This window comes from Cupriavidus sp. CP313 (assembly GCF_054072015.1).
This window is the reverse complement of the sequence record NZ_JBSVZB010000013.1, coordinates 40,669-58,628: the sequence shown is the minus strand read 5'-3', so window position 1 is coordinate 58,628 and position 17,960 is coordinate 40,669. Positions and strand designations below refer to the sequence as shown.

Here is a 17,960-nt window from a genome sequence, read left to right as displayed (position 1 = left end):
CTTCAGCGGCGCAGATTTTCCACCTGCACGCGTGCGCCATCGCGGCGCGCGGCGTCGGCCACTTCATTGGTAACCACGGTCTGGCCGATCGGCGCCAGCGCAATGCCGGCCAGCTTCAGGTGCTGGATCGCAAACGGGATGCCGATGATGGTCACGAAATTGGCGACCGCCGCCATCACGTGGCCGATGGCCAGCCACACGCCGGCAAAGACAAACCACAGCACATTGCCGACCAGCCCCAGCGCACCGGTGCCGACATCGTCGCGCCCGGTCAGCTCGCGCCGGCTGATGGCCTGCTTGCCGAACGGGAAGAAAGTGAAAGTGCCGATCACGAAGCAGGCCTTGCCCCAGGGGATCCCGATGATCGAGATAAAGGCCAGCAGCCCGGCCAGCCACCAGGCCAGGCCCATCACCACGCCGCCAAGGATGAACCAGAGGAAGTTGCCGATTGCGCGCATGCCGTTCTTTCACGTGTGAGGAAGAGAACACGCATGATACGCAATGGTGTTGTGGCGGCATGGCGGCGAAGGGGGCGTGGCAGCAAAGCGTACCCGTTTCTGCGTGCCTCGCCGGGACCGGCAGAACGGCACCGCCGGCCCTTCGGGAAACGCGTTCGAGCCTTGTTTATAGGCATATTCCACTCTGCAAGACCGGTCGCAAACCCCGCTGCCGCAGGCAAAGCGTACCCGTTTCTGCGTGCCTCCGCGCGTGCTGTCGCCTTCGGCAAGCCCGACGCCCCAGCGCTAGAATGTGACGTCTGCCCGCTATCCGCGTGACGGACTCCGGGTGCATCCAACACGCTGTCACCCTTCTCCGACTCCACCGCCTACTCCGCTGTCCCCGCCATGAAGCCCACGCTGCTGATCCTGACCCAGGTCGCTACCCACCACCGCGACGCCATTGCCGAACGATTCGAGATCCTCTACGCGCCAGACGCCGAAGGCCGCGCCGCGCAGATCGCCACGCAGGGCGAACGCATCCGCGCGGTACTGACCATCGGCTCGACCGGCCTGACCGCGGCGGAGATCGACGCGATGCCGGCACTGGAACTGGTGTGCGCGCTGGGCGCGGGCTTCGAGAACATCGCCGTGGCCCACGCCCGCGCACGCGGCATCGCCGTGGCCAACGGCGCCGGCACCAACGACAGCTGCGTGGCCGACCACGCCTTCGCGCTGCTGCTGGCGACCGTGCGCGCCGTGCCGCAGCTGGACGCGGCCACGCGCGCCGGCACCTGGCGCACCGCGCTGCCGCTGCGGCCCAATGTCTCGGGCAAGCGGCTGGGTATCGTCGGGCTGGGCACCATCGGCCGGCGCATTGCCCGGCGCGGCGAGGGCTTCGACCTCGAGATCGGCTATCACAACCGCAAGCCGCGCGAGGACGCGGGGTACCGGTACTTCGACAGCATCGGTGCGCTGGCCGCGTGGGCGGACTACCTGGTGATCGCCACGCCGGGCGGGGCGGGTACGCGGCACCTTGTCGATGCAAGCGTGCTGGCGGCGCTGGGGCCGGCCGGGTTCCTCGTCAATATCGCGCGCGGCAGCGTGGTGGATACCGAGGCGCTGGCTTCAGCGCTGCGTGCCGGCAAGCTGGGGGGTGCGGGGCTGGATGTCTATGAGAGCGAGCCGGCGCCGCCGGTGGCGTTGTTCGACTGTCCTAACGTCGTGCTGACGCCGCATGTGGCAGGCTGGTCGCCGGAGGCCATCACGGCGTCCGTGACGCAGTTCCTGGAGAATGCGCGGCGGCATTTTGCGGGGGAGGGGGTGTTGACGCCGGTGGGGTGAAGTATCGCCTGGCGGATTACCCCATCCGCCACCGCTACCCTTGCGTTGCCTCCATCGATTCAATCTGCATCCCGCATCGGAAACTGACACCGAGTAGCGGGGCAATTCCATTCCGCTTTCAGACTCAGCCCCTAGTTCTGAACCGTCGATCCCGCGAGCATGGCTTGTACGCGACGAATCGGAGAACGGGATGGATGTGCAACTGCGGGAGCTCCACGGGAACTGGGACCGTGGCTTTGCACTCGACAAGCATACCCGTATCAGCACCTATCTCGGCGACGATGAATGGGGTCATCCAGTGTTCGATACGACGCGCTCCCCGGCTGGTGAAGCGCTCTATCAGCTGAAGTACCGGCAGGACTGGAGCCAGACGCTATCCATTGCGTTGCAAATCGCCGAAAGCATCTATCCCCGCCTCGCCCACGTGGGCTGCATTGTTCCAATGCCGGCGTCCAGAGTACGCCCCCGGCAGCCTGTTCTGGAGATCGCGACTGCGCTTGGTAGAAGCGTGCGCCGGCCAGTCCTTTCCAGTATCTTGTCCAGGGTGCCGACAGGACAAGCACTAAAGGATATCGGAACGAAAGCGGCGCGCGCGGCGGTACTGGCCGGGCGGATCATGTTGCACGACGGAATACCGGGATCAAAGCGCCGAAATGTGTTGCTCGTCGACGACCGGTACGACACCGGCGCATCGTTGGAGGAAGCCTGTCGGGTTTTGAGAGGTTACGCGAAAGTCGCAAGCATTTACGTAGCGACCGTAACATGGTGAGGTGCAATGGATGAGCAAGATCTTTGTAGCCGGCTCGATCAGTATCAAGCAGCTCGACCCCAAGGTCAAAGCGCGCATCGATAGCATCGTCGAGGGCGACCACACCGTGATCGTAGGGGACGCGGACGGCGCCGACAGCTCCGTCCAATCCTACCTTTGCGGCAAAGGTGTGGCGGAGGCCATCGTCTACTGCAGTGGGGACACACCTCGAAACAACGTAGGCCGCTGGCCGGTGGTTCGTGTCGACGTCAAGCACGCAGCGCCCGGCTCCCGCGCCTTCTTTACTGCGAAGGATGTCGAGATGGCGAAGGCGGCCGACTTCGGCCTGATGATCTGGGATGCGCGAAGCACCGGCACGCTGCGCAACGTCATGGAGTTGCTGCGACGCAGGAAGGCAACCGTCGTCTTTGTCAGCAAGACCAAGTCTTTCCTGACCGTACGCGACGTCGAGCAGCTTGAGCTCCTGCTTTCGTTCATGGCGGACCCGGCATTGCGCAAGGCTGAAGAGAAGCTCCATTTGCGCAGCAGCATCAGTCAGTTGCGGCACGAGCAGGCGGAAATGTTTGGCTGAACCCAGCTAAGCGGGAAACACCACCCTAACCCGCAACCCCGGCCCCGCATCCTCCAGCACCACCCGCGCCCCATGCGACTGGGCAATCTCCGCCACGATAGCCAGCCCCAGCCCGCTGCCGCCGGTCGGCGCATCCGCCACCCGATAGAAGCGATCAAACACGCGCGCCCGCTCTTCAGCGGGGATCCCCGGCCCGTTGTCGCTGACCACCAGTTCAACCGCACGTCCATCAGCGCTGCGACCCACCAGCACGTCGATACGGCTTCCGGCAGGGATATAAGCCAGCGCGTTATCCAGCAGGTTGGTCAGCAGGATGCGCAACGCATCCACATCCCCACGCACCACCGCCGGCGATGTGTCCTCGCTGCCGTCCAGCCCAAGGTCGATATTGCGATCCAGCGCGGCCTGCGCCATGTCCGCGACCACGCTTGCGGCCAGTTGGTGCAGCTCCACCGGTTCGTGCCGGGGCATGGCTGCGCCCGGCTCCTGCCGTGCCAGCGTCAACAGCTGGGTGACCAGGTGGGTCAGCCGCTCCAGCCCCTGACGCAGCTTGCCGATCGCTTCGTCACGCGCTGCGCCGTTGTCGGCGCGCTCCACCAGCTGTGCCTGCAGCTGCAGCGCGGCCAGCGGCGTGCGCAGGGCGTGCGCGGCGTCGGCGACGAAGGCGCGCTGGGTGTCGATGGCGTGCGAGAGCCGCGCCAGCAGCTGGTTCAGCGCCGCGCTCAGCGGAGCGATCTCGTCCGGCATCTGGCGCAAGGCCAGCGGCGCCAGCGTGTTGGCGTCGCGCGCGCGCACCTCAGTGGCGATTTCGCGCAGCGGGCGCAGGCCGCGCCCGACTGCCATCCACACCAGCCATCCCAGCAACGGCAGCAGCAACAGCAGCGGCGCCACGGTGCGCAGCGCCATGCGAGCGGCCAACGTGCGCCGAGCGCTCATCGGCTGCGCGATCTGCACCACGGTGGGCCCAAGCTGCATGCTGTACAGGCGCCATTCGCCCTGCTGCGTGGTCACGTTGGAAAAGCCCAGCTCCGCACGCGCGGGCAGCGCCGGGTGCGAATGCGACAGGTACAGGCTGCGGCCGGAGCCGTCCCAGATGTGGATGACCACATCCTCGTCGGCGTGCGCCAGGTCGCCGGGCGCGCCCAGAAACGGCGGCGCCACCGGGTCGGCAAACTGGCTGGGCAATGCCGCGGCCATCTGCTTCATCTGGTAGTCGAACAGCGCATTGGCTTCCTGCCGCGCCTGCCCGTAGATCAGCACCGTGGCAACGGCGATGCCGGCAAGCAGGCCCGCGGCCAGCCACCACAGCAGGGTTCGCTGGATGGAGCGCATCAGGGGGTGTCTCCTTCGCCTGCAGACGACGCTTCCCCGTCGAGGCGCGGCACCACGTAGCCCACGCCGCGGATATTGCGGATCAGCGCCGCGCCGAACTTCTTGCGCAGCGCGTGGATATAGACCTCGACGGTATTGCTGCCGACTTCGTCGTCCCAGCCGTACAGCCGCTCCTGCAGCTGCGGCACCGACCAGACCTTGCCGGGCCGCGCCATCAACGCGGACAGCAGCGCGAACTCGCGCGCCGACAGGCGCACCGGCTCGCCGCGGTGGGTCGCTTCGCGCGTGGCGGGATTGAGCACAATGTCGCCGTAGGTGACCAGCGGTTCGGCGCGCCCAGCGGCGCGGCGCGCCAGCGCGTGCATGCGCGCCGCCAGTTCCTGCAGGTCAAAAGGCTTGACCAGGTAATCATCGGCGCCGGCATTGAGCCCCGCGACACGGTCCGCGACGGCATCGCGCGCGGTCAGGATCAGCACCGGCGTCGGCACGCCGCGCGCGCGCAAGGTGCGCAGGACGTCGAGGCCCGGGCGCCGCGGCAGGCCGAGGTCGAGCAGGATCAGGTCATAGCAAGCCTGGCCGCCCTGCGCGGTGCTGGCCGCGGCCAGGCCCGCGTCGCCGTCGCGCACCCAGTCAACGGTAAAGCCTTCCTGGCGCAGCGCCAGCTTGACGCTGTCGCCGATCATGGCGTCGTCTTCCACCAGCAGCACGCGCATGGCTATGCGTTCCCGCCGGAGCCGTCGAGCCGCTCGGCCAGTGCGCGCGCCAGTCCCGGCAGCGCGGGGTGGCTGGCGGTGATCACATGGACCGGCACGGCCTCCAGCCAGCCGCGCATGCGACCCTTGGCGACAAAGCGCTCGGCAAAGGCCGAGGCCTGCAGCGCCGGCACGAATCGTGGCACGATGCCGCCGCCCAGGTAGACCCCGCCACGTGCGCCCAGCACCAGAGCGATGTCGGCCGCAACCGAGCCGAGCAGGCCGAAGAACACCGCCATGGCGCGCTGGCACAGCGGGTCGTGGCGCTCGAAGGCGCCGGTGGTGACTTGCTCCGGCAGCAGCGGCGCAAGCAAAAGCGTACCCGTTTCTGCGGCCAGCGCGGCATGGATATGCGACAGGCCGCTGCCGCACAGGAGCCGCTCCGCCGACACCCGGCCGACGCTGCGATGGGCGGCGCGCCAGGCGGCCCATTCGTCGTCAGTGTCGGGCATCAGCTCGATATGGCCGCCTTCGCCGGCCAGCGCCACGACTTGTCCGCCCGGCGCCGGCACCAGGCCGGAAACGCCCAGCCCGGTGCCCGGCCCGACCAGCGCGAGCGGCGCGGTGCGCACCGCGGCGCCGGCACGCACGGGCACCAGCCTGTCGGCAGGCAGGTGCGGCAGGGCCAGCGCCAGCGCGGTGAAGTCGTTGATGGCCACCAGGGTCTGCAGCCCGAGCGCGCGCCGCATGCCGTCGATCGAGAACGACCAGTTGTGGTTGGTCAGCCGGACCTGGTCGCCGGTCACCGGGTTGGCCAGGCCGATCGCCGCGTGGCGCGGCACGGGCTTGCCCGACGCGGCAAGTCCGTCGAGGTATTGGCGCAGGGCCGCTTCGAGCGACGGGAAATCGGCCACCTTCAGCGCGGTCACCGGGCCGATCCGCCTGGGCGCGGTTTCCAGCGCAAAGCGCACGTTGGTGCCGCCCACATCGCCGAGCAGGCGGGGGAAATCAGCGGAAGAGGATGCAGTGGTGGCCATGGCGTCGGGTATCGCTCCCCTTGGGAATCAGGTCGGTCAGGTCTTGAACACGTCAAACCCGTGCCGGTGCCGGGACAGCACCAGGCTGACCGGCAACGACGGCGCAGGTCCCTGCAGCGCGCGTTCGAGCACCTCGGCCTTGGCTGCGCCGGACACTGACAGGAACACGCGCTCGGCGGCCAGCAGCGCCGCCAGGTTCAGCGTGATGCGGGCATGGGGCGCGACTGACGGGTGCGTGATCACGTAGCCGGGCTGCGGCTCGCTCAGCGCGCTCTGCAGTTCGGGCGCATCCGGGAACAGCGAGGCGGTATGGCCGTCCTCGCCCATGCCCAGCACCACCACGTCGGGCTGGCGATAGGCGCTGTTGGCGCGCGCCACCGCCTGCGCGGGTGCGGCAACGTCCTGCGCATCGGCAATCAGCGGTACGAAGGCGGCGCTGGCAGCGGCCTCGCGCAGCAGGTGCGCGCGCACCAGGGCGGCGTTGCTGTCCGCGTGGTCGGGCGCCACCACGCGCTCGTCGACCAGCGTGATGGTCACCGCTTCCCAGCGCACGTGCCGGTGGCGCAGCCGCTCGAACATCGCCACCGGCGAGCGTCCGCCCGAGACCGCCAGCACCGCCCAGCCCTTGACGCGGATGGCCAGCTCCAGCGCATTGCCGATGGAGATGGCCAGCGCCTCGGCCTGGTCCATCGGGGTGGGATGTTCAAACAGGCGCATGATGGTTTCCTTTGCGATTCTGCGAGCGCATGGCTCAGGCTTCCTCGTGCCACAGCGCGCCGTCGCGCGACATCAGCGCCGACGACGCGGCCGGCCCCCAGGTGCCGGCGGTATAGGGCTTGGGCGGCACGGTGCTGGCCTCCCAGGTGTCGATGATGGGTTCGACCCAGCGCCAGGCCTGCACTTGTTCATCACGGCGCACGAACAGGCCCAGCCGGCCGCGGATCACGTCGAGCAGCAGCCGTTCGTAGGCGCCGGCGCGGCGCACCTTGAACGAGTTGGCAAAGTCCAGGTCGAGCGAGGTCGGCGTCAGCTCCAGCGTGTCGCCAGGCTGCTTGACCAGGCAGTACAGGCGGATGCTTTCTTCCGGCTGCAGCTGGATCACCAGCCGGTTCTGCGGCGACAGCGTCAGCGGCCGCGGGAAGATCGCGTGCGGCACGTCGCGGAAATGGATCACGATCTCGGCCACGCGAGACTGCATGCGCTTGCCGGTACGCAGGTAGAACGGCACGCCTTCCCAGCGCCAGTTGGCAATCTCGGCCTTGATCGCGACAAAGGTCTCGGTGCGGCTGTCGGGCGCGATGCCCGCTTCTTCCAGGTAGCCCGGCACCGGCTTGCCGCCGATGGCACCGGAGCGGTACTGGCCGCGCACGGTCTTCTCGGCCACGTCCTGCGGCGTGATCGGTCTGAGCGCCTTCAGGATCTTGATCTTCTCGTCGCGGATGGCATCTTCGCTGAGGCTGGCCGGCGGCTCCATCGCCACCATGCACAAGAGCTGCAGCAAGTGGTTCTGCACCATGTCGCGCAGCGCGCCGGTGCGGTCGTAGAAGTCGCCGCGCGTTTCCACGCCCAGCTCTTCGGCGATGGTGATCTGCACGTCCTGCACCCACTCGCGCCGCCACAGCGGCTCGAACAGCGCGTTGCCGAAGCGGATCGCCATCAGGTTCTGCACCGACTCCTTGCCGAGGTAATGGTCGATGCGGTAGATCTGCTCTTCGGCGAAGTACTTCGCCACTGCGGAGTTGATCGCCTCGTTGGATTCGAGATCATGCCCCAGCGGTTTTTCCAGCACGATGCGCACGTTGGGCGCCTGGCGCGTATTCAGGCCGGTGCGTGCCAGCTGCTCGCAGATCGACACGAACAGGTGCGGCGCGGTGGCGAGATAGCACACCACCACTTCAGGCTTGCGTGCCAGCACCTGCTCTGCCAGCGCATCGAAATGCGCGGGCACGCGTGCGTCGGCCTGCACGTAGACAATGCGCGCGCAGAACTTGTCCCATGACTCGGGCGGCGCATGGGCCAGCCCGGGGCGCACGGTCTGCTCCAGCGAGGCGAGGTAGTCCGCGGTCGAGAGCGGCTGGCTGCCGGTGGCGAGGATGCGCGCGGCCGGATGCAGCAGGCCCGCGTGGTGCGCATCAAACAGGGAAGGCAGCAGCTTGCGCCGCGCCAGGTCGCCGGTGCCGCCGAACAGCACCATATCGAAATCAGGCATGCTCACCCTGGGACTCCTTGTGCGGTTGAGGACCCGCCATGGGCGGGTTTGCATGGTGGCAAGTTTACGTGACTCGCCCCCGCTTGGCGAGGCGCAGGCCGCGGCACATGCCGCGGCAAATGCATGGCCCGGGCCCAAAGCGTACCCGTTTCTGCGTGCACCGGTCAGGGCACCGTGCGGTACGCGGCAAAGTGCGCTAGGCTGAAAGCTCCCCCGCAGGAGAACCCCATGCCACGTCATCCAGTGCTCGAGCGGGTCACCGCCCGCATCGTCTCCCGCAGCGCCGCCTCGCGCCAGGCGTACCTTGACCGTACCCGCGCCATGGCCGGGCAGAAGGTCGAACGCGCGCAGCTTTCCTGTACCAACCTGGCCCATGCGGTGGCTGCCATGCCGGACGCCGCGAAGATCCGGCTGAAGGCCGACGAGCGGCCCAACCTGGCGATCGTCTCGGCCTACAACGACATGCTGTCGGCGCACCAGCCGCTGGCGGCTTTCCCCCAGTGGCTCAAGGAAGCGGCGCTCGAGGCCGGCGGCACCGCGCAGTTTGCCGGCGGCACGCCCGCGATGTGCGACGGCGTCACGCAGGGCCAGGACGGCATGGACCTGTCGCTGTTCTCGCGCGATGTGATTGCGCTGGCCACGGCGGTCGCGCTGTCGCACCAGATGTTCGATGCCGCGCTGTACCTGGGCGTGTGCGACAAGATCGTGCCCGGGCTGGTGATGGGCGCGCTGTCGTTCGGCCACCTGCCGGCCGTCTTCGTGCCGGGCGGGCCGATGACCACCGGCATCAGCAACGACGAAAAGGCGCACACGCGCCAGCTCTACGCCGAAGGCAAGATCGGCCGCAAGGAACTGCTCGAGGCCGAGACCCGCTCCTACCACGGCCCCGGCACCTGCACCTTCTACGGCACCGCCAATTCCAACCAGATGCTGATGGAAATGATGGGGCTGCACCTGCCGGGCACGGCCTTCGTCAACCCCAACACACCGCTGCGCGAGGCGCTCACGCGCGAGGCCGCGCGCCAGGCGCTGAAGCTGGTGCACGGCGGCGAGCGCTATACGCCGGTGGCCGAGGTGCTGGACGAGCGCGCCTTCGTCAACGGCATCGTCGGGCTGCTGGCCACCGGCGGCTCCACCAACCACACGCTGCACCTGATCGCGATGGCGCGCGTGGCCGGCATCGTGCTGGGCTGGGACGACTTTGACGAGCTCTCGGCCGTGGTGCCGCTGCTGGCGCGCGTGTACCCGAACGGCAAGGCCGACGTGAACCAGTTCCAGGCCGCCGGCGGGCTGCCCGTGGTGATCCGCGGGCTGCTGTCGCTGGGCCTGGTGCATGACGACGTGACCACCATCGTCGGCCGCGGGCTGCAGGATTACACGCGCGAACCCGTGCTGCGCGACGGCAAGCTGACGTGGATCGACGGCCCGGCCGCGCCGCTCGATGACAGCATCGTGCGCGGCGCCGACGCGCCCTTTGCCCCGGACGGCGGCATCAAGGTGCTGGACGGCAAGATGGGCCGCGCGGTGATCAAGACCTCGGCGGTCAAGGCCGAGCACCAGGTGGTGGAGGCACCGGCGATCGTGTTCGAGCACCAGGACGATGTGCTGCACGCATTCAAGCGCGGCGAACTGGAGCGCGACTTTGTCGCGGTGCTGCCGTGGCAGGGCCCGGCCTCGTGCGGCATGCCCGAGCTGCACAAGCTCACGCCCACGCTGACGGTGCTGCAGGACCGCGGCTTCCATGTGGCGCTGGTGACTGACGGGCGCATGTCGGGCGCGTCGGGCAAGGTGCCGGCGGCGATCCACGTCTGCCCCGAAGCGCTGCGCGGCGGCGCGATCGCGCGCGTGCGCACCGGCGACATGATGCTGGTGGACGCGCCTGCCGGGATCCTTGACGTACGGGTGCCGGACGACGAATGGCAGGCGCGCGAGCCGGCGCGGCCGGACCTGGGCGCCAACCGGCACGGCGTAGGCCGCGACTTGTTCGCGACCTTCCGCTGTAATGTGAGCACCGCTGAAAGCGGCGCCTGCACGCTCTTCTCCGACGAAGGCGGGGGGCCCATGGCGGACGCGTGAGCCGCGCCTGGCCCAGGTTGGTGATGTTGCTTCCCCACCAGCTTGCCGTTGGGCACGCGCAGGCACCCGTTATCGAGGAGATGAGCGGTGCTGCGTACCCGTTTCTGCGTGCGGCAGCAGGCTGTCTGAGCGTGCGCAGGCGACTGGCGAAAACTTCTCGCCGGCCAGATTGTCGCGCGTTGACTGCATGATGCCTGACGATCACAGACAATGGCCGGCACGACAACACAGCGAAGGGGGAAAGCAATGCGGGATTTGGTTTCCCGCGATCGCGGGGTGCGGATGCGTGCCGGCGCGGCTGGCCACCTGTGCGGCGCAACTTTCAGCGACGAAAGTTGGCGAAGGGGTATCGGAAATACCGCCGTCCGGGCATCGGCAGGGACGCAGAAACGGGTACGCTCCCTGCCTGCCGTGCCTCGGCAAACGGGTCAGGCCGGATGATCGTGCAGCCGGTCGCGCGAGGCCAGCGCAGGAAAGAACCGCATCCACAGCGCCACCACCAGCAGCGTGCCGACGCCGCCCAGGATCACCGCGCCCACCGGGCCCAGCAATGCCGCGGTGACGCCGGACTCGAACTCGCCCAGCTGGTTCGAGGCGCCGATAAACACCGAATTGACGGCGCCCACGCGCCCGCGCATGTCGTCCGGGGTGTCGAGCTGGACCAGCGTGGAGCGCACCACCACGCTGATCATGTCCGAGGCCCCCAGCACCACCAGCGCCACCATCGACAACGGTAGCCAGGTCGATACGCCGAACACCACGGTAGCCACCCCGAACAGCGCCACCGCGCCGAACATGATGCGCCCGGCGCGCCGGTTCAGCGGATGGCGCGCCAGCCACAGCGCCATCACCAGCGCGCCGACTGCCGGCGACGAACGCAGCAGCCCCAGGCCCCACGGCCCGGTGTGCAGGATGTCGCGCGCGTAGATCGGCAGCAGCGCCACGGCGCCGCCCAGCAGCACCGCGAACAGGTCCAGCGAAATCGCGCCCAGCAGCACCGGGCGGCTGCGGATATAGGCAAACCCGGCAAACACCGTGCGCACGCTGACCGGCGCGGTCAGGCGCTGCGCGGCCTGGCGCAGCGTGATGCCGCTTACCAGCACGGCGGCAATGGCAAAGAGCGTGGCACTCAGCCCGTAGACCACGCCCGGCCCGGCCACGTAGGCAAAGCCACCGATGGCCGGGCCGATGATAATGGCGGCCTGCCCGGCGGAACTGGCCAGCGCCACCGCGCGCGGCAGCTGGCGCGGCGTCACCACGCTGGGCAGCAGCGCCTGCAGCGTGGGGGTCTCGAACGCGCGCGTGGCGCCGATCAGCGCGACGAAGACAAAGATGTGATGGCTGTCGATCCAGCCGGTCAGGCTGGCCACCGCCATGCCGGCGGCCAGCAGCGCCTCGATCGCCTGGCAGGTGCGCACGATGCGGCGCCGGTCGAAACGGTCGGCCACGTGCCCCGACATCAGGATCAGCACCACCGACGGCAGGAACTGCACCAGCCCGACCATGCCGAGCATCAGCGGGTCGCGGGTCAGGTCATACATCTGCCAGCCGACCGCCACCGTAAAGATCTGGTAGCCAATCGTGGTGCACAGGCGTGCGAACCAGTAACGGCGGAAAACGGCGTCGCCGAAGACGCTGTCCGGCGCGGCGGCCGGGACGGTGGCAGGGGAAGACATGGATGCGGGAGGGAGGCGGAGATGGCTGCGCACCGCCCAGCGCCGCCGTGCCGTTGAGGACGCCACGCCAGCCTTTGCAGTGCACAAAGGCAAGATTCTAAAGCGCCTGCTGAATACCTGCGTACAGATGCCCACACGCGCACACCCGCCGGAAATAATGTCGGTAATTCATCTCTTTTTTGATGTCCGAATGTCTGCACATTGATGCACAGAAACCACAATGCCCGGCGCCGGGTGCTGGCCGTCTCGCTTCTGAGAATCACTCGTATTTATAATCGCGGCCCATTGGCGCGGCCGCCCACGACGTCCCTCCCTGGCTGCGGAACGCGCTGCTTTTCAGGAATCTCATCTTGCAGCCCGCTTTCCGCCTTTCCGGGGGTGCCATCGGCGCCGCCCTGCTGTTCGCCCAGCTTGCCGGCCTGCCGGCCCACGCCGCTGATCCTGCACCGGCTGCAGCACCCGCCGCCGCACCTGCCTCCGCGCCGGCCGCCAACCCCGAAGCCACGCTGAACGCCGTCACCGTGGTCGGCAACTGGCTGGAAAACGCCAACGAGGCCAAGGTGCTGGAGCATCCCGGCGCGCGTACCATCGTCGACCGCGAGACCTTCCAGGAAGCCGGCGCCAACAATGTGCGCGAGGTGCTGCGCCGCATTCCGGGCGTGCAGGTACAGGAGAGCAACGGCACCGGCGGCAGCGATGTATCGCTCAACGTGGGCGTGCGCGGGCTGGCCTCGCGCCTGTCGCCGCGCTCGACCATCCTGATGGACGGCGTGCCGCTGGCGGTGGCGCCCTACGGCCAGCCGCAGCTGTCGATGGCGCCGCTGTCGCTGGGCAACCTCGAGACCATCGACGTGGTGCGCGGCGCCGGCTCGGTGCGCTACGGCCCGCAGAACGTGGGCGGCATCATCAACTTCGTGACGCGCCCGATCCCGAAGCTCTTTGCGGCCGATGCATCGGTATCGACTGACATCTACAGCCATGGCGGCAGCGTCAAGACCAACCCGACCGCATTCATTGGCGGCACCAACGACAACGGCCTGGGCGGCGCGCTGCTGTACTCGGGCATCCATGGCAACGGCTATCGCGAGAGCAACGACCACGTCAATATCGACGACCTGATGCTCAAGGGCGCGTACCGGATCTCGAAGACCGATGAACTGAGCGCGGCCTTCCACTACTACGAGGGCAGGGCCGGCATGCCCGGCGGCCTGACTTCGGCCCAGTATGCGGCCGACCCGTTCCAGTCGGTGCGGCCCTACGACAATTTCGACGGCCGCCGCAGCGACTTCAGCCTGAAGTACAGCCACAACGACAACAACCGCAAGTTCGAGGTGCTGACGTACTACACCGACAGCTTCCGCGGCAGCAATATCGAGCAGCAAGGCACCGGCGCGCAGGCCAACCTGCGCCGCCTGACCGCGGCCCCGCGCAACTACCATACGTTCGCGATCGAGCCGCGCTACTCGCAGCTGTTCCGCGGCGAGAGCATGAGCCACGAGGTCAGCGTCGGCTACCGCTTCCTGCGCGAAGCCAGCGACGAAAAGGCATCGCGCACGCTGTTCTACACCCCGGGCACCATCGACCCCACCACGCTGCCGTCGCCGGTGTACCAGTCGCGCACGGGCGGCACCACCGCCAACGCGGTCTATATCGACGACACCATCAACGTCGGCAGCTGGACCATCACGCCGGGCCTGCGCTACGAGTTCATCCGGTCGTACGTGACCGACAACTTCACCGGCGCGCGCAACGACGTCTCGTCCAACGAGCCGCTGCCGTCGCTGGCGGTGATGTACCACGTCAGCGACCAGTGGAAGCTGTTCGCCAATGCCGGCGTCTCGTTCGGCCCGCTGCAGTATTTCCAGATCGCGCAGACCACCAATGGCCTGACGCCCGAGAAGGCCAAGACGTATGAGGTCGGCACGCACTTCAACGCCAACGGCTGGGGCGGCGAGCTGACGCTGTTCAATATCGACTTCGACGACGAGCTGCAACTGCGCGGCGGCACCGGCGGCGCGCCGGATGCGTGGACCAACCTCGGCGCCACCACCCACCGCGGCGTGGAATCATCGCTGCGCTATGACTTCGGCGCGCTCGACAAGTCGCTGGCCGGCCTGTCGGCGTACGCGACCTACACCTTCACCGAAGCTACCTACAACCAGGGCAACTTCGCTGGGCGCGACCTGCCGTTCTATTCGCGCCACGTGGCCACCGTAGGCATGCGCTATGCGCGCAACCGCTGGGCGCTCAATGTCGATGGCTTTGCCCAGTCGAAGCAGCATTCGCCGGGCGATCCGAGCACGTCGACCAACTACCAGACGGCGGAAAGCGCAAACGGTGCGCTGGGCGATATCCCGGGTTATGCGCTGCTGAACATGCGGCTGGGCTATGACTTCGGCAAGTCGGCGCAGAATCTGAAGGTGGCGGTTGGGGTGAAGAACGTGTTCGACAAGCGCTATTTCACGCGCTCGACGGACAACAATGCGGGCAAGTATGTGGGGATGCCGCGGACGTTCTATATCCAGGCGTCGCTGGCGTATTGAGGCGCTGTTTAGCGCCACCGCCCCCCACCCCTCAGGAATGCAAAACGGGTCGCCATGGCGACCCGTTTTGCATTTTCAGCGATGGGATCGTTAAACGATCTCGCGCGTCTCCAGGAACTGCAGCTCCGGGAACCGCTCCTGTGTCAGGCGCAGGTTCACCATGCTCGGCGCCAGATAGACATGGTCGCCCGCGCCATCGAGCGCCACGTTATGCCCCGCCTTGGCGATCAGCTTCTCGATCTCCGCGGGCGCGCCCTTGAGCCAGCGCGCGGTCGCGCATTCATGCGATTCGAAAATGGCATCGACGCCGTACTCATGCTCGAGCCGGTGCGCGACCACATCGAACTGCAGGATACCGACCGCGCCCAGCACCAGGTCGTTAGAGGCGAGCGGGCGGAACATCTGCGTGGCGCCCTCCTCGGCCAGCTGCTGCAATCCCTTCTGCAGCTGCTTGACCTTGAGCGGGTTGTTCAGGCGCGCGCGGCGGAAGAACTCCGGCGCGAACGACGGGATGCCGGTGAACTTGAGCGGCTCGCCCTCGGTGAAGACATCGCCCAGGCGGATGGTGCCGTGGTTGGGTACGCCGATGATGTCGCCGGCATAGGCTTCTTCTGTGGTGTTGCGGTCCTGCGCCATGAAGGTGATGGCGTTGTTGATCGCCACGGTCTTGCCGGCGGACACGTGCAGCAGCTTCATGCCGCGCTCGAAACGGCCCGAGCACACGCGCACGAAGGCAATGCGGTCGCGGTGGCGCGGGTCCATATTGGCCTGGATCTTGAAGACGAAGCCGGTGAACTTGGGCTCCTGCGGTTCGACCACGCGCGAATCCGTGTTGCGCGCCAGCGGCGGCGGCGACAGCTCGCACAGCGCATCCAGCAGCGACTGCACGCCGAAGTTGTTGATGGCCGAACCAAAGTAGACCGGGGTCTGCTTGCCGTTGAGGAACGCATCCTTGTCGAAGGTGTGCGAGGCACCGCGCACCAGCTCGATCTCGATGCGCAGCTCTTCGGCCTGGCTGCCCAGGATGCGGTCCAGCTCCGGGTTGTCCAGCCCGTCCAGGATCGCGGCCGTGCCCTTCTCGCCGTGCGGATCGAACAGCTGCACCTTGTCGTCGATCAGGTGGTACACGCCGCGGAAGGCCTTGCCCATGCCGATCGGCCAGGTCATCGGCGCGCACTGGATCTGCAGCACCTCCTCGATCTCGTCGAGCAGCTCGATCGGCGAACGGCCTTCGCGGTCGAGCTTGTTGATGAAGGTGAGGATGGGCGTGTCGCGCAGGCGGCAGACGTTGAGCAGCTTGATGGTCTGCGCTTCCACGCCGTTGACCGAGTCGATCACCATCACCGCGGAGTCCACCGCGGTCAGCGTGCGGTAGGTGTCTTCAGAGAAGTCCTCGTGGCCCGGGGTGTCGAGCAGGTTGACGATGTTCTCCTGCGCCTTGCCATCGGCGGTCCCCCGGCGGTAGGGGAACTGCATCACCGACGAGGTCACCGAAATGCCGCGCTGCTTTTCCAGCTCCATCCAGTCCGAGGTGGCGTGGCGGTCGGCCTTGCGCGCGCGCACTTCGCCCGCGACCTGGATGGCGCCGCCGAACCACAGCAGCTTTTCGGTCAGGGTGGTCTTGCCCGCATCGGGGTGGGAGATGATGGCAAAGGTGCGTCGACGCGCAATTTCAGAAACGAGCGAGCTCACGGCAGCGGAGTTTGACTGGGAAATATTGGATGGCCCGGCGGGCGGCCGGGCCAGGGCCGGCAGCGCCCGCAGGCGATGGCGGGGCCGGGCTCTGCGGGCACGCGAAGGGAATGGGGCGCTATTTTACCGGTTTTGCGCACCGCTCCGGGTTTGTGGCGCCCCGGATCGGCAAGTTATTCCGCCAGCTTCTCCGCCGGCTTGCCGCGCAGGCTGCCGAACTGCAGCGCGTACTGGCGCGTCAGTTCCGCGCCGAAAAAGAAGATCTGTGCCGAGTAATACACCCATAGCATCAGCGCCACCACCGAGCCCGCGGCCCCGTACGACGAGGCCACGGCGCTGTTGCCCAGGTACAGGCCGATCAGCCGCTTGCCGATCGAGAACAGCAACGCGGTGATGACCGCGCCCATGGTGACGTCGCGCCAGGCAATGCGCGCGTTGGGCAGCATCTTGAAGATCACCGCGAACAGCGCCGTCACCACGGCAAAGGAAAAGGCGGTGGAAATCACATCGGCGACCGGCGCGAACCACGACTGCGTCCACAACTGGCCCCAGAGGCGCTCCACCACGGCCAGCGCCGCATTGACGATCAGCGACACCAGCAGCATGAAGGCCAGCACCAGCACCAGGCTGAACGACAGCAGGCGCGTGCGCAGCAGTTGCTGCCAGCCCGCGGTCGCGGGCACCGGCACATGCCAGATGTCGTCCAGGCTGCTCTTGAGCTCGGCAAAGGCGCTGGTGGCGCCCACGAACAGGATGCCCGTCGCAATCAGCGCCGCCATGCCGCTGCCGCCGGCGCGGTGCGTGGCCGCCAGGATTTGCTGGATGGCCGCGGCGCCCTGCTCGCCCACCAGGCCTTCAAGCTGCGAGAAAATCTCGCCGCGCGCCGCCTCGGCGCCGAAAAACAGGCCGGCGATCGAGATCACCAGCACCAGGATGGGCGCCAGCGAGAACAGCATGTAGAAGGAGAGCGCCGCCCCCTTGCTGGCCGCCCGATGCGCGAACCAGGAGTTGATGGCGGCGGCGACCACGCGCAGGGTGCGCGTGCCGGTATGGCGGTCCGGCAACCAGTGCGGGCGGTGCCGGCGGGGCTGTGGCGCCGCGCTGCCGGCAGAAGTGGATGGGTGTTCGGTGTTGTCGGTCACGGCCTGGTGCTGGCGCGATGCGCCAGGCGGATCGCGTGTGCGTTGCGCATGCCTTCGCGTCGCGGTCTGTGCGGCGAAGACCCGTGCGTTCATCATACTGCGCATTGCGCGCTGCCCCAAGCCGGCGCACGGGGGGCAACCTGCTACAGTAGGACGAGGCACACCTGCCGGCGCAACCCGTGCCCGCGCGCCGGCGCAAGGAGGCACCGTGACCTGCAACCTCCGCACGCGCCCAGCGGCCGTGCTACTGATCATCGGGATGCTGGGCTGCGCCGGCTGCGAACGCAGCCAGCCGGGCCCCAAGCCCATTTCCGGCACGGCGGCCAGCGCCACCCCGGGCGCGCCCGCCACGCTCAATCCCGCCGACACACCAGGCGCGCCGGCATCGGGGCAGCCACGCTGACGGCGCTGAAGGCACTGACCGGGCCGTACCCGTTTCT

15 protein-coding genes are annotated in these 17,960 nt (G+C 67.8%); 6 read left to right on the top strand and 9 right to left on the bottom strand.

All coding sequences use genetic code 11. The features are described 5' to 3' along the window. Positions 1-2: 2 nt before the first annotated feature. Positions 3-458 carry a YccF domain-containing protein gene (locus ACW4E8_RS18635; RefSeq protein WP_456805868.1) on the bottom strand — a complete coding sequence of 152 codons (456 nt, stop codon included), beginning with the start codon at positions 456-458 and terminating at the stop codon, positions 3-5. A 387-nt stretch (positions 459-845) separates the two neighbouring features. Between ACW4E8_RS18635 and ACW4E8_RS18630 the strand changes: the two genes are divergently transcribed. The 3 genes from ACW4E8_RS18630 (at position 846) to ACW4E8_RS18620 (ending at position 3,121) form a co-directional block, all read left to right on the top strand. Continuing rightward, the gene (locus tag ACW4E8_RS18630; RefSeq protein ID WP_456805867.1) at positions 846-1,781 is read left to right on the top strand and encodes a 2-hydroxyacid dehydrogenase; all 936 of its coding nucleotides are present in this window, start codon (positions 846-848) and stop codon (positions 1,779-1,781) included. A 190-nt stretch (positions 1,782-1,971) separates the two neighbouring features. Then, positions 1,972-2,550: a ComF family protein gene (locus ACW4E8_RS18625; protein WP_456805866.1), complete on the top strand. Its 579-nt coding sequence runs from the start codon at positions 1,972-1,974 to the stop codon at positions 2,548-2,550. Positions 2,551-2,560: 10 nt separating this feature from the next. Continuing rightward, positions 2,561-3,121 (top strand): hypothetical protein, encoded by a 561-nt coding sequence (locus ACW4E8_RS18620; protein ID WP_456805865.1) that lies wholly within the window; start codon positions 2,561-2,563, stop codon positions 3,119-3,121. Between the two features lie 6 nt (positions 3,122-3,127). Here ACW4E8_RS18620 and ACW4E8_RS18615 read toward each other — a convergent pair whose 3' ends face one another. From ACW4E8_RS18615 to zwf, 5 genes are read right to left on the bottom strand one after another with little or no spacing between them, the layout of a single operon-like run. Then, positions 3,128-4,453, bottom strand: a complete 1,326-nt coding sequence (locus ACW4E8_RS18615) for a sensor histidine kinase (protein WP_456805864.1) — start codon at positions 4,451-4,453, stop codon at positions 3,128-3,130. Then, positions 4,453-5,166, bottom strand: coding sequence for a response regulator transcription factor (locus ACW4E8_RS18610; protein WP_456805863.1), 714 nt, complete (start codon positions 5,164-5,166; stop codon positions 4,453-4,455). The genes ACW4E8_RS18615 and ACW4E8_RS18610 overlap by 1 nt, the downstream gene beginning before the upstream one ends. 2 nt (positions 5,167-5,168) lie before the next feature. After that, the gene (glk, locus tag ACW4E8_RS18605) at positions 5,169-6,182 is read right to left on the bottom strand and encodes a glucokinase (RefSeq protein ID WP_456805862.1); all 1,014 of its coding nucleotides are present in this window, start codon (positions 6,180-6,182) and stop codon (positions 5,169-5,171) included. A 36-nt stretch (positions 6,183-6,218) separates the two neighbouring features. Next, positions 6,219-6,899 (bottom strand): 6-phosphogluconolactonase, encoded by a 681-nt coding sequence (gene pgl, locus ACW4E8_RS18600; RefSeq protein WP_456805861.1) that lies wholly within the window; start codon positions 6,897-6,899, stop codon positions 6,219-6,221. 34 nt (positions 6,900-6,933) lie between these two features. Continuing rightward, positions 6,934-8,391, bottom strand: a complete 1,458-nt coding sequence (zwf, locus tag ACW4E8_RS18595; protein ID WP_456805860.1) for a glucose-6-phosphate dehydrogenase — start codon at positions 8,389-8,391, stop codon at positions 6,934-6,936. A 228-nt stretch (positions 8,392-8,619) separates the two neighbouring features. Between zwf and edd the strand changes: the two genes are divergently transcribed. After that, positions 8,620-10,467: a phosphogluconate dehydratase gene (gene edd / locus ACW4E8_RS18590; RefSeq protein ID WP_456805859.1), complete on the top strand. Its 1,848-nt coding sequence runs from the start codon at positions 8,620-8,622 to the stop codon at positions 10,465-10,467. Between the two features lie 428 nt (positions 10,468-10,895). On the opposite strand, the gene ACW4E8_RS18585 is transcribed toward edd, so the two are convergent. Continuing rightward, the gene (locus ACW4E8_RS18585; RefSeq protein ID WP_456805858.1) at positions 10,896-12,143 is read right to left on the bottom strand and encodes an MFS transporter; all 1,248 of its coding nucleotides are present in this window, start codon (positions 12,141-12,143) and stop codon (positions 10,896-10,898) included. Positions 12,144-12,493: 350 nt separating this feature from the next. Here ACW4E8_RS18585 and ACW4E8_RS18580 point away from each other — a divergent pair, with 350 nt between their 5' ends. Further along, positions 12,494-14,686, top strand: coding sequence for a TonB-dependent receptor family protein (locus ACW4E8_RS18580; RefSeq protein WP_456805857.1), 2,193 nt, complete (start codon positions 12,494-12,496; stop codon positions 14,684-14,686). A gap of 90 nt (positions 14,687-14,776) precedes the next feature. Here the strand turns inward: ACW4E8_RS18580 and ACW4E8_RS18575 are convergent, their stop codons facing one another. Together ACW4E8_RS18575 and ACW4E8_RS18570 are read right to left on the bottom strand one after the other, a co-directional pair. Further along, positions 14,777-16,378 (bottom strand): peptide chain release factor 3, encoded by a 1,602-nt coding sequence (locus ACW4E8_RS18575; protein ID WP_456805856.1) that lies wholly within the window; start codon positions 16,376-16,378, stop codon positions 14,777-14,779. A 173-nt stretch (positions 16,379-16,551) separates the two neighbouring features. Continuing rightward, positions 16,552-17,625, bottom strand: coding sequence for a YihY/virulence factor BrkB family protein (locus tag ACW4E8_RS18570; protein ID WP_456805855.1), 1,074 nt, complete (start codon positions 17,623-17,625; stop codon positions 16,552-16,554). Between the two features lie 103 nt (positions 17,626-17,728). On the opposite strand from ACW4E8_RS18570, the gene ACW4E8_RS18565 reads away from it, so the two are divergent. Further along, positions 17,729-17,923 carry a hypothetical protein gene (locus ACW4E8_RS18565; protein ID WP_235205753.1) on the top strand — a complete coding sequence of 65 codons (195 nt, stop codon included), beginning with the start codon at positions 17,729-17,731 and terminating at the stop codon, positions 17,921-17,923. Positions 17,924-17,960 lie beyond the last annotated feature (37 nt).

Excerpts from the sequence above, each read along its gene's own strand:
- ACW4E8_RS18635 (WP_456805868.1), bottom strand. The coding sequence starts at position 458 with ATGCGCGCAATCGGCAACTTCCTCTGGTTCATCCTTGGCGGCGTGGTG.
- ACW4E8_RS18630 (WP_456805867.1), top strand. The coding sequence starts at position 846 with ATGAAGCCCACGCTGCTGATCCTGACCCAGGTCGCTACCCACCACCGC.
- ACW4E8_RS18625 (WP_456805866.1), top strand. The coding sequence starts at position 1,972 with ATGGATGTGCAACTGCGGGAGCTCCACGGGAACTGGGACCGTGGCTTT.
- ACW4E8_RS18620 (WP_456805865.1), top strand. The coding sequence starts at position 2,561 with ATGAGCAAGATCTTTGTAGCCGGCTCGATCAGTATCAAGCAGCTCGAC.
- ACW4E8_RS18615 (WP_456805864.1), bottom strand. The coding sequence starts at position 4,453 with ATGCGCTCCATCCAGCGAACCCTGCTGTGGTGGCTGGCCGCGGGCCTG.
- ACW4E8_RS18610 (WP_456805863.1), bottom strand. The coding sequence starts at position 5,166 with ATGCGCGTGCTGCTGGTGGAAGACGACGCCATGATCGGCGACAGCGTC.
- glk (WP_456805862.1), bottom strand. The coding sequence starts at position 6,182 with ATGGCCACCACTGCATCCTCTTCCGCTGATTTCCCCCGCCTGCTCGGC.
- pgl (WP_456805861.1), bottom strand. The coding sequence starts at position 6,899 with ATGCGCCTGTTTGAACATCCCACCCCGATGGACCAGGCCGAGGCGCTG.
- zwf (WP_456805860.1), bottom strand. The coding sequence starts at position 8,391 with ATGCCTGATTTCGATATGGTGCTGTTCGGCGGCACCGGCGACCTGGCG.
- edd (WP_456805859.1), top strand. The coding sequence starts at position 8,620 with ATGCCACGTCATCCAGTGCTCGAGCGGGTCACCGCCCGCATCGTCTCC.
- ACW4E8_RS18585 (WP_456805858.1), bottom strand. The coding sequence starts at position 12,143 with ATGTCTTCCCCTGCCACCGTCCCGGCCGCCGCGCCGGACAGCGTCTTC.
- ACW4E8_RS18570 (WP_456805855.1), bottom strand. The coding sequence starts at position 17,625 with ATGCGCAGTATGATGAACGCACGGGTCTTCGCCGCACAGACCGCGACG.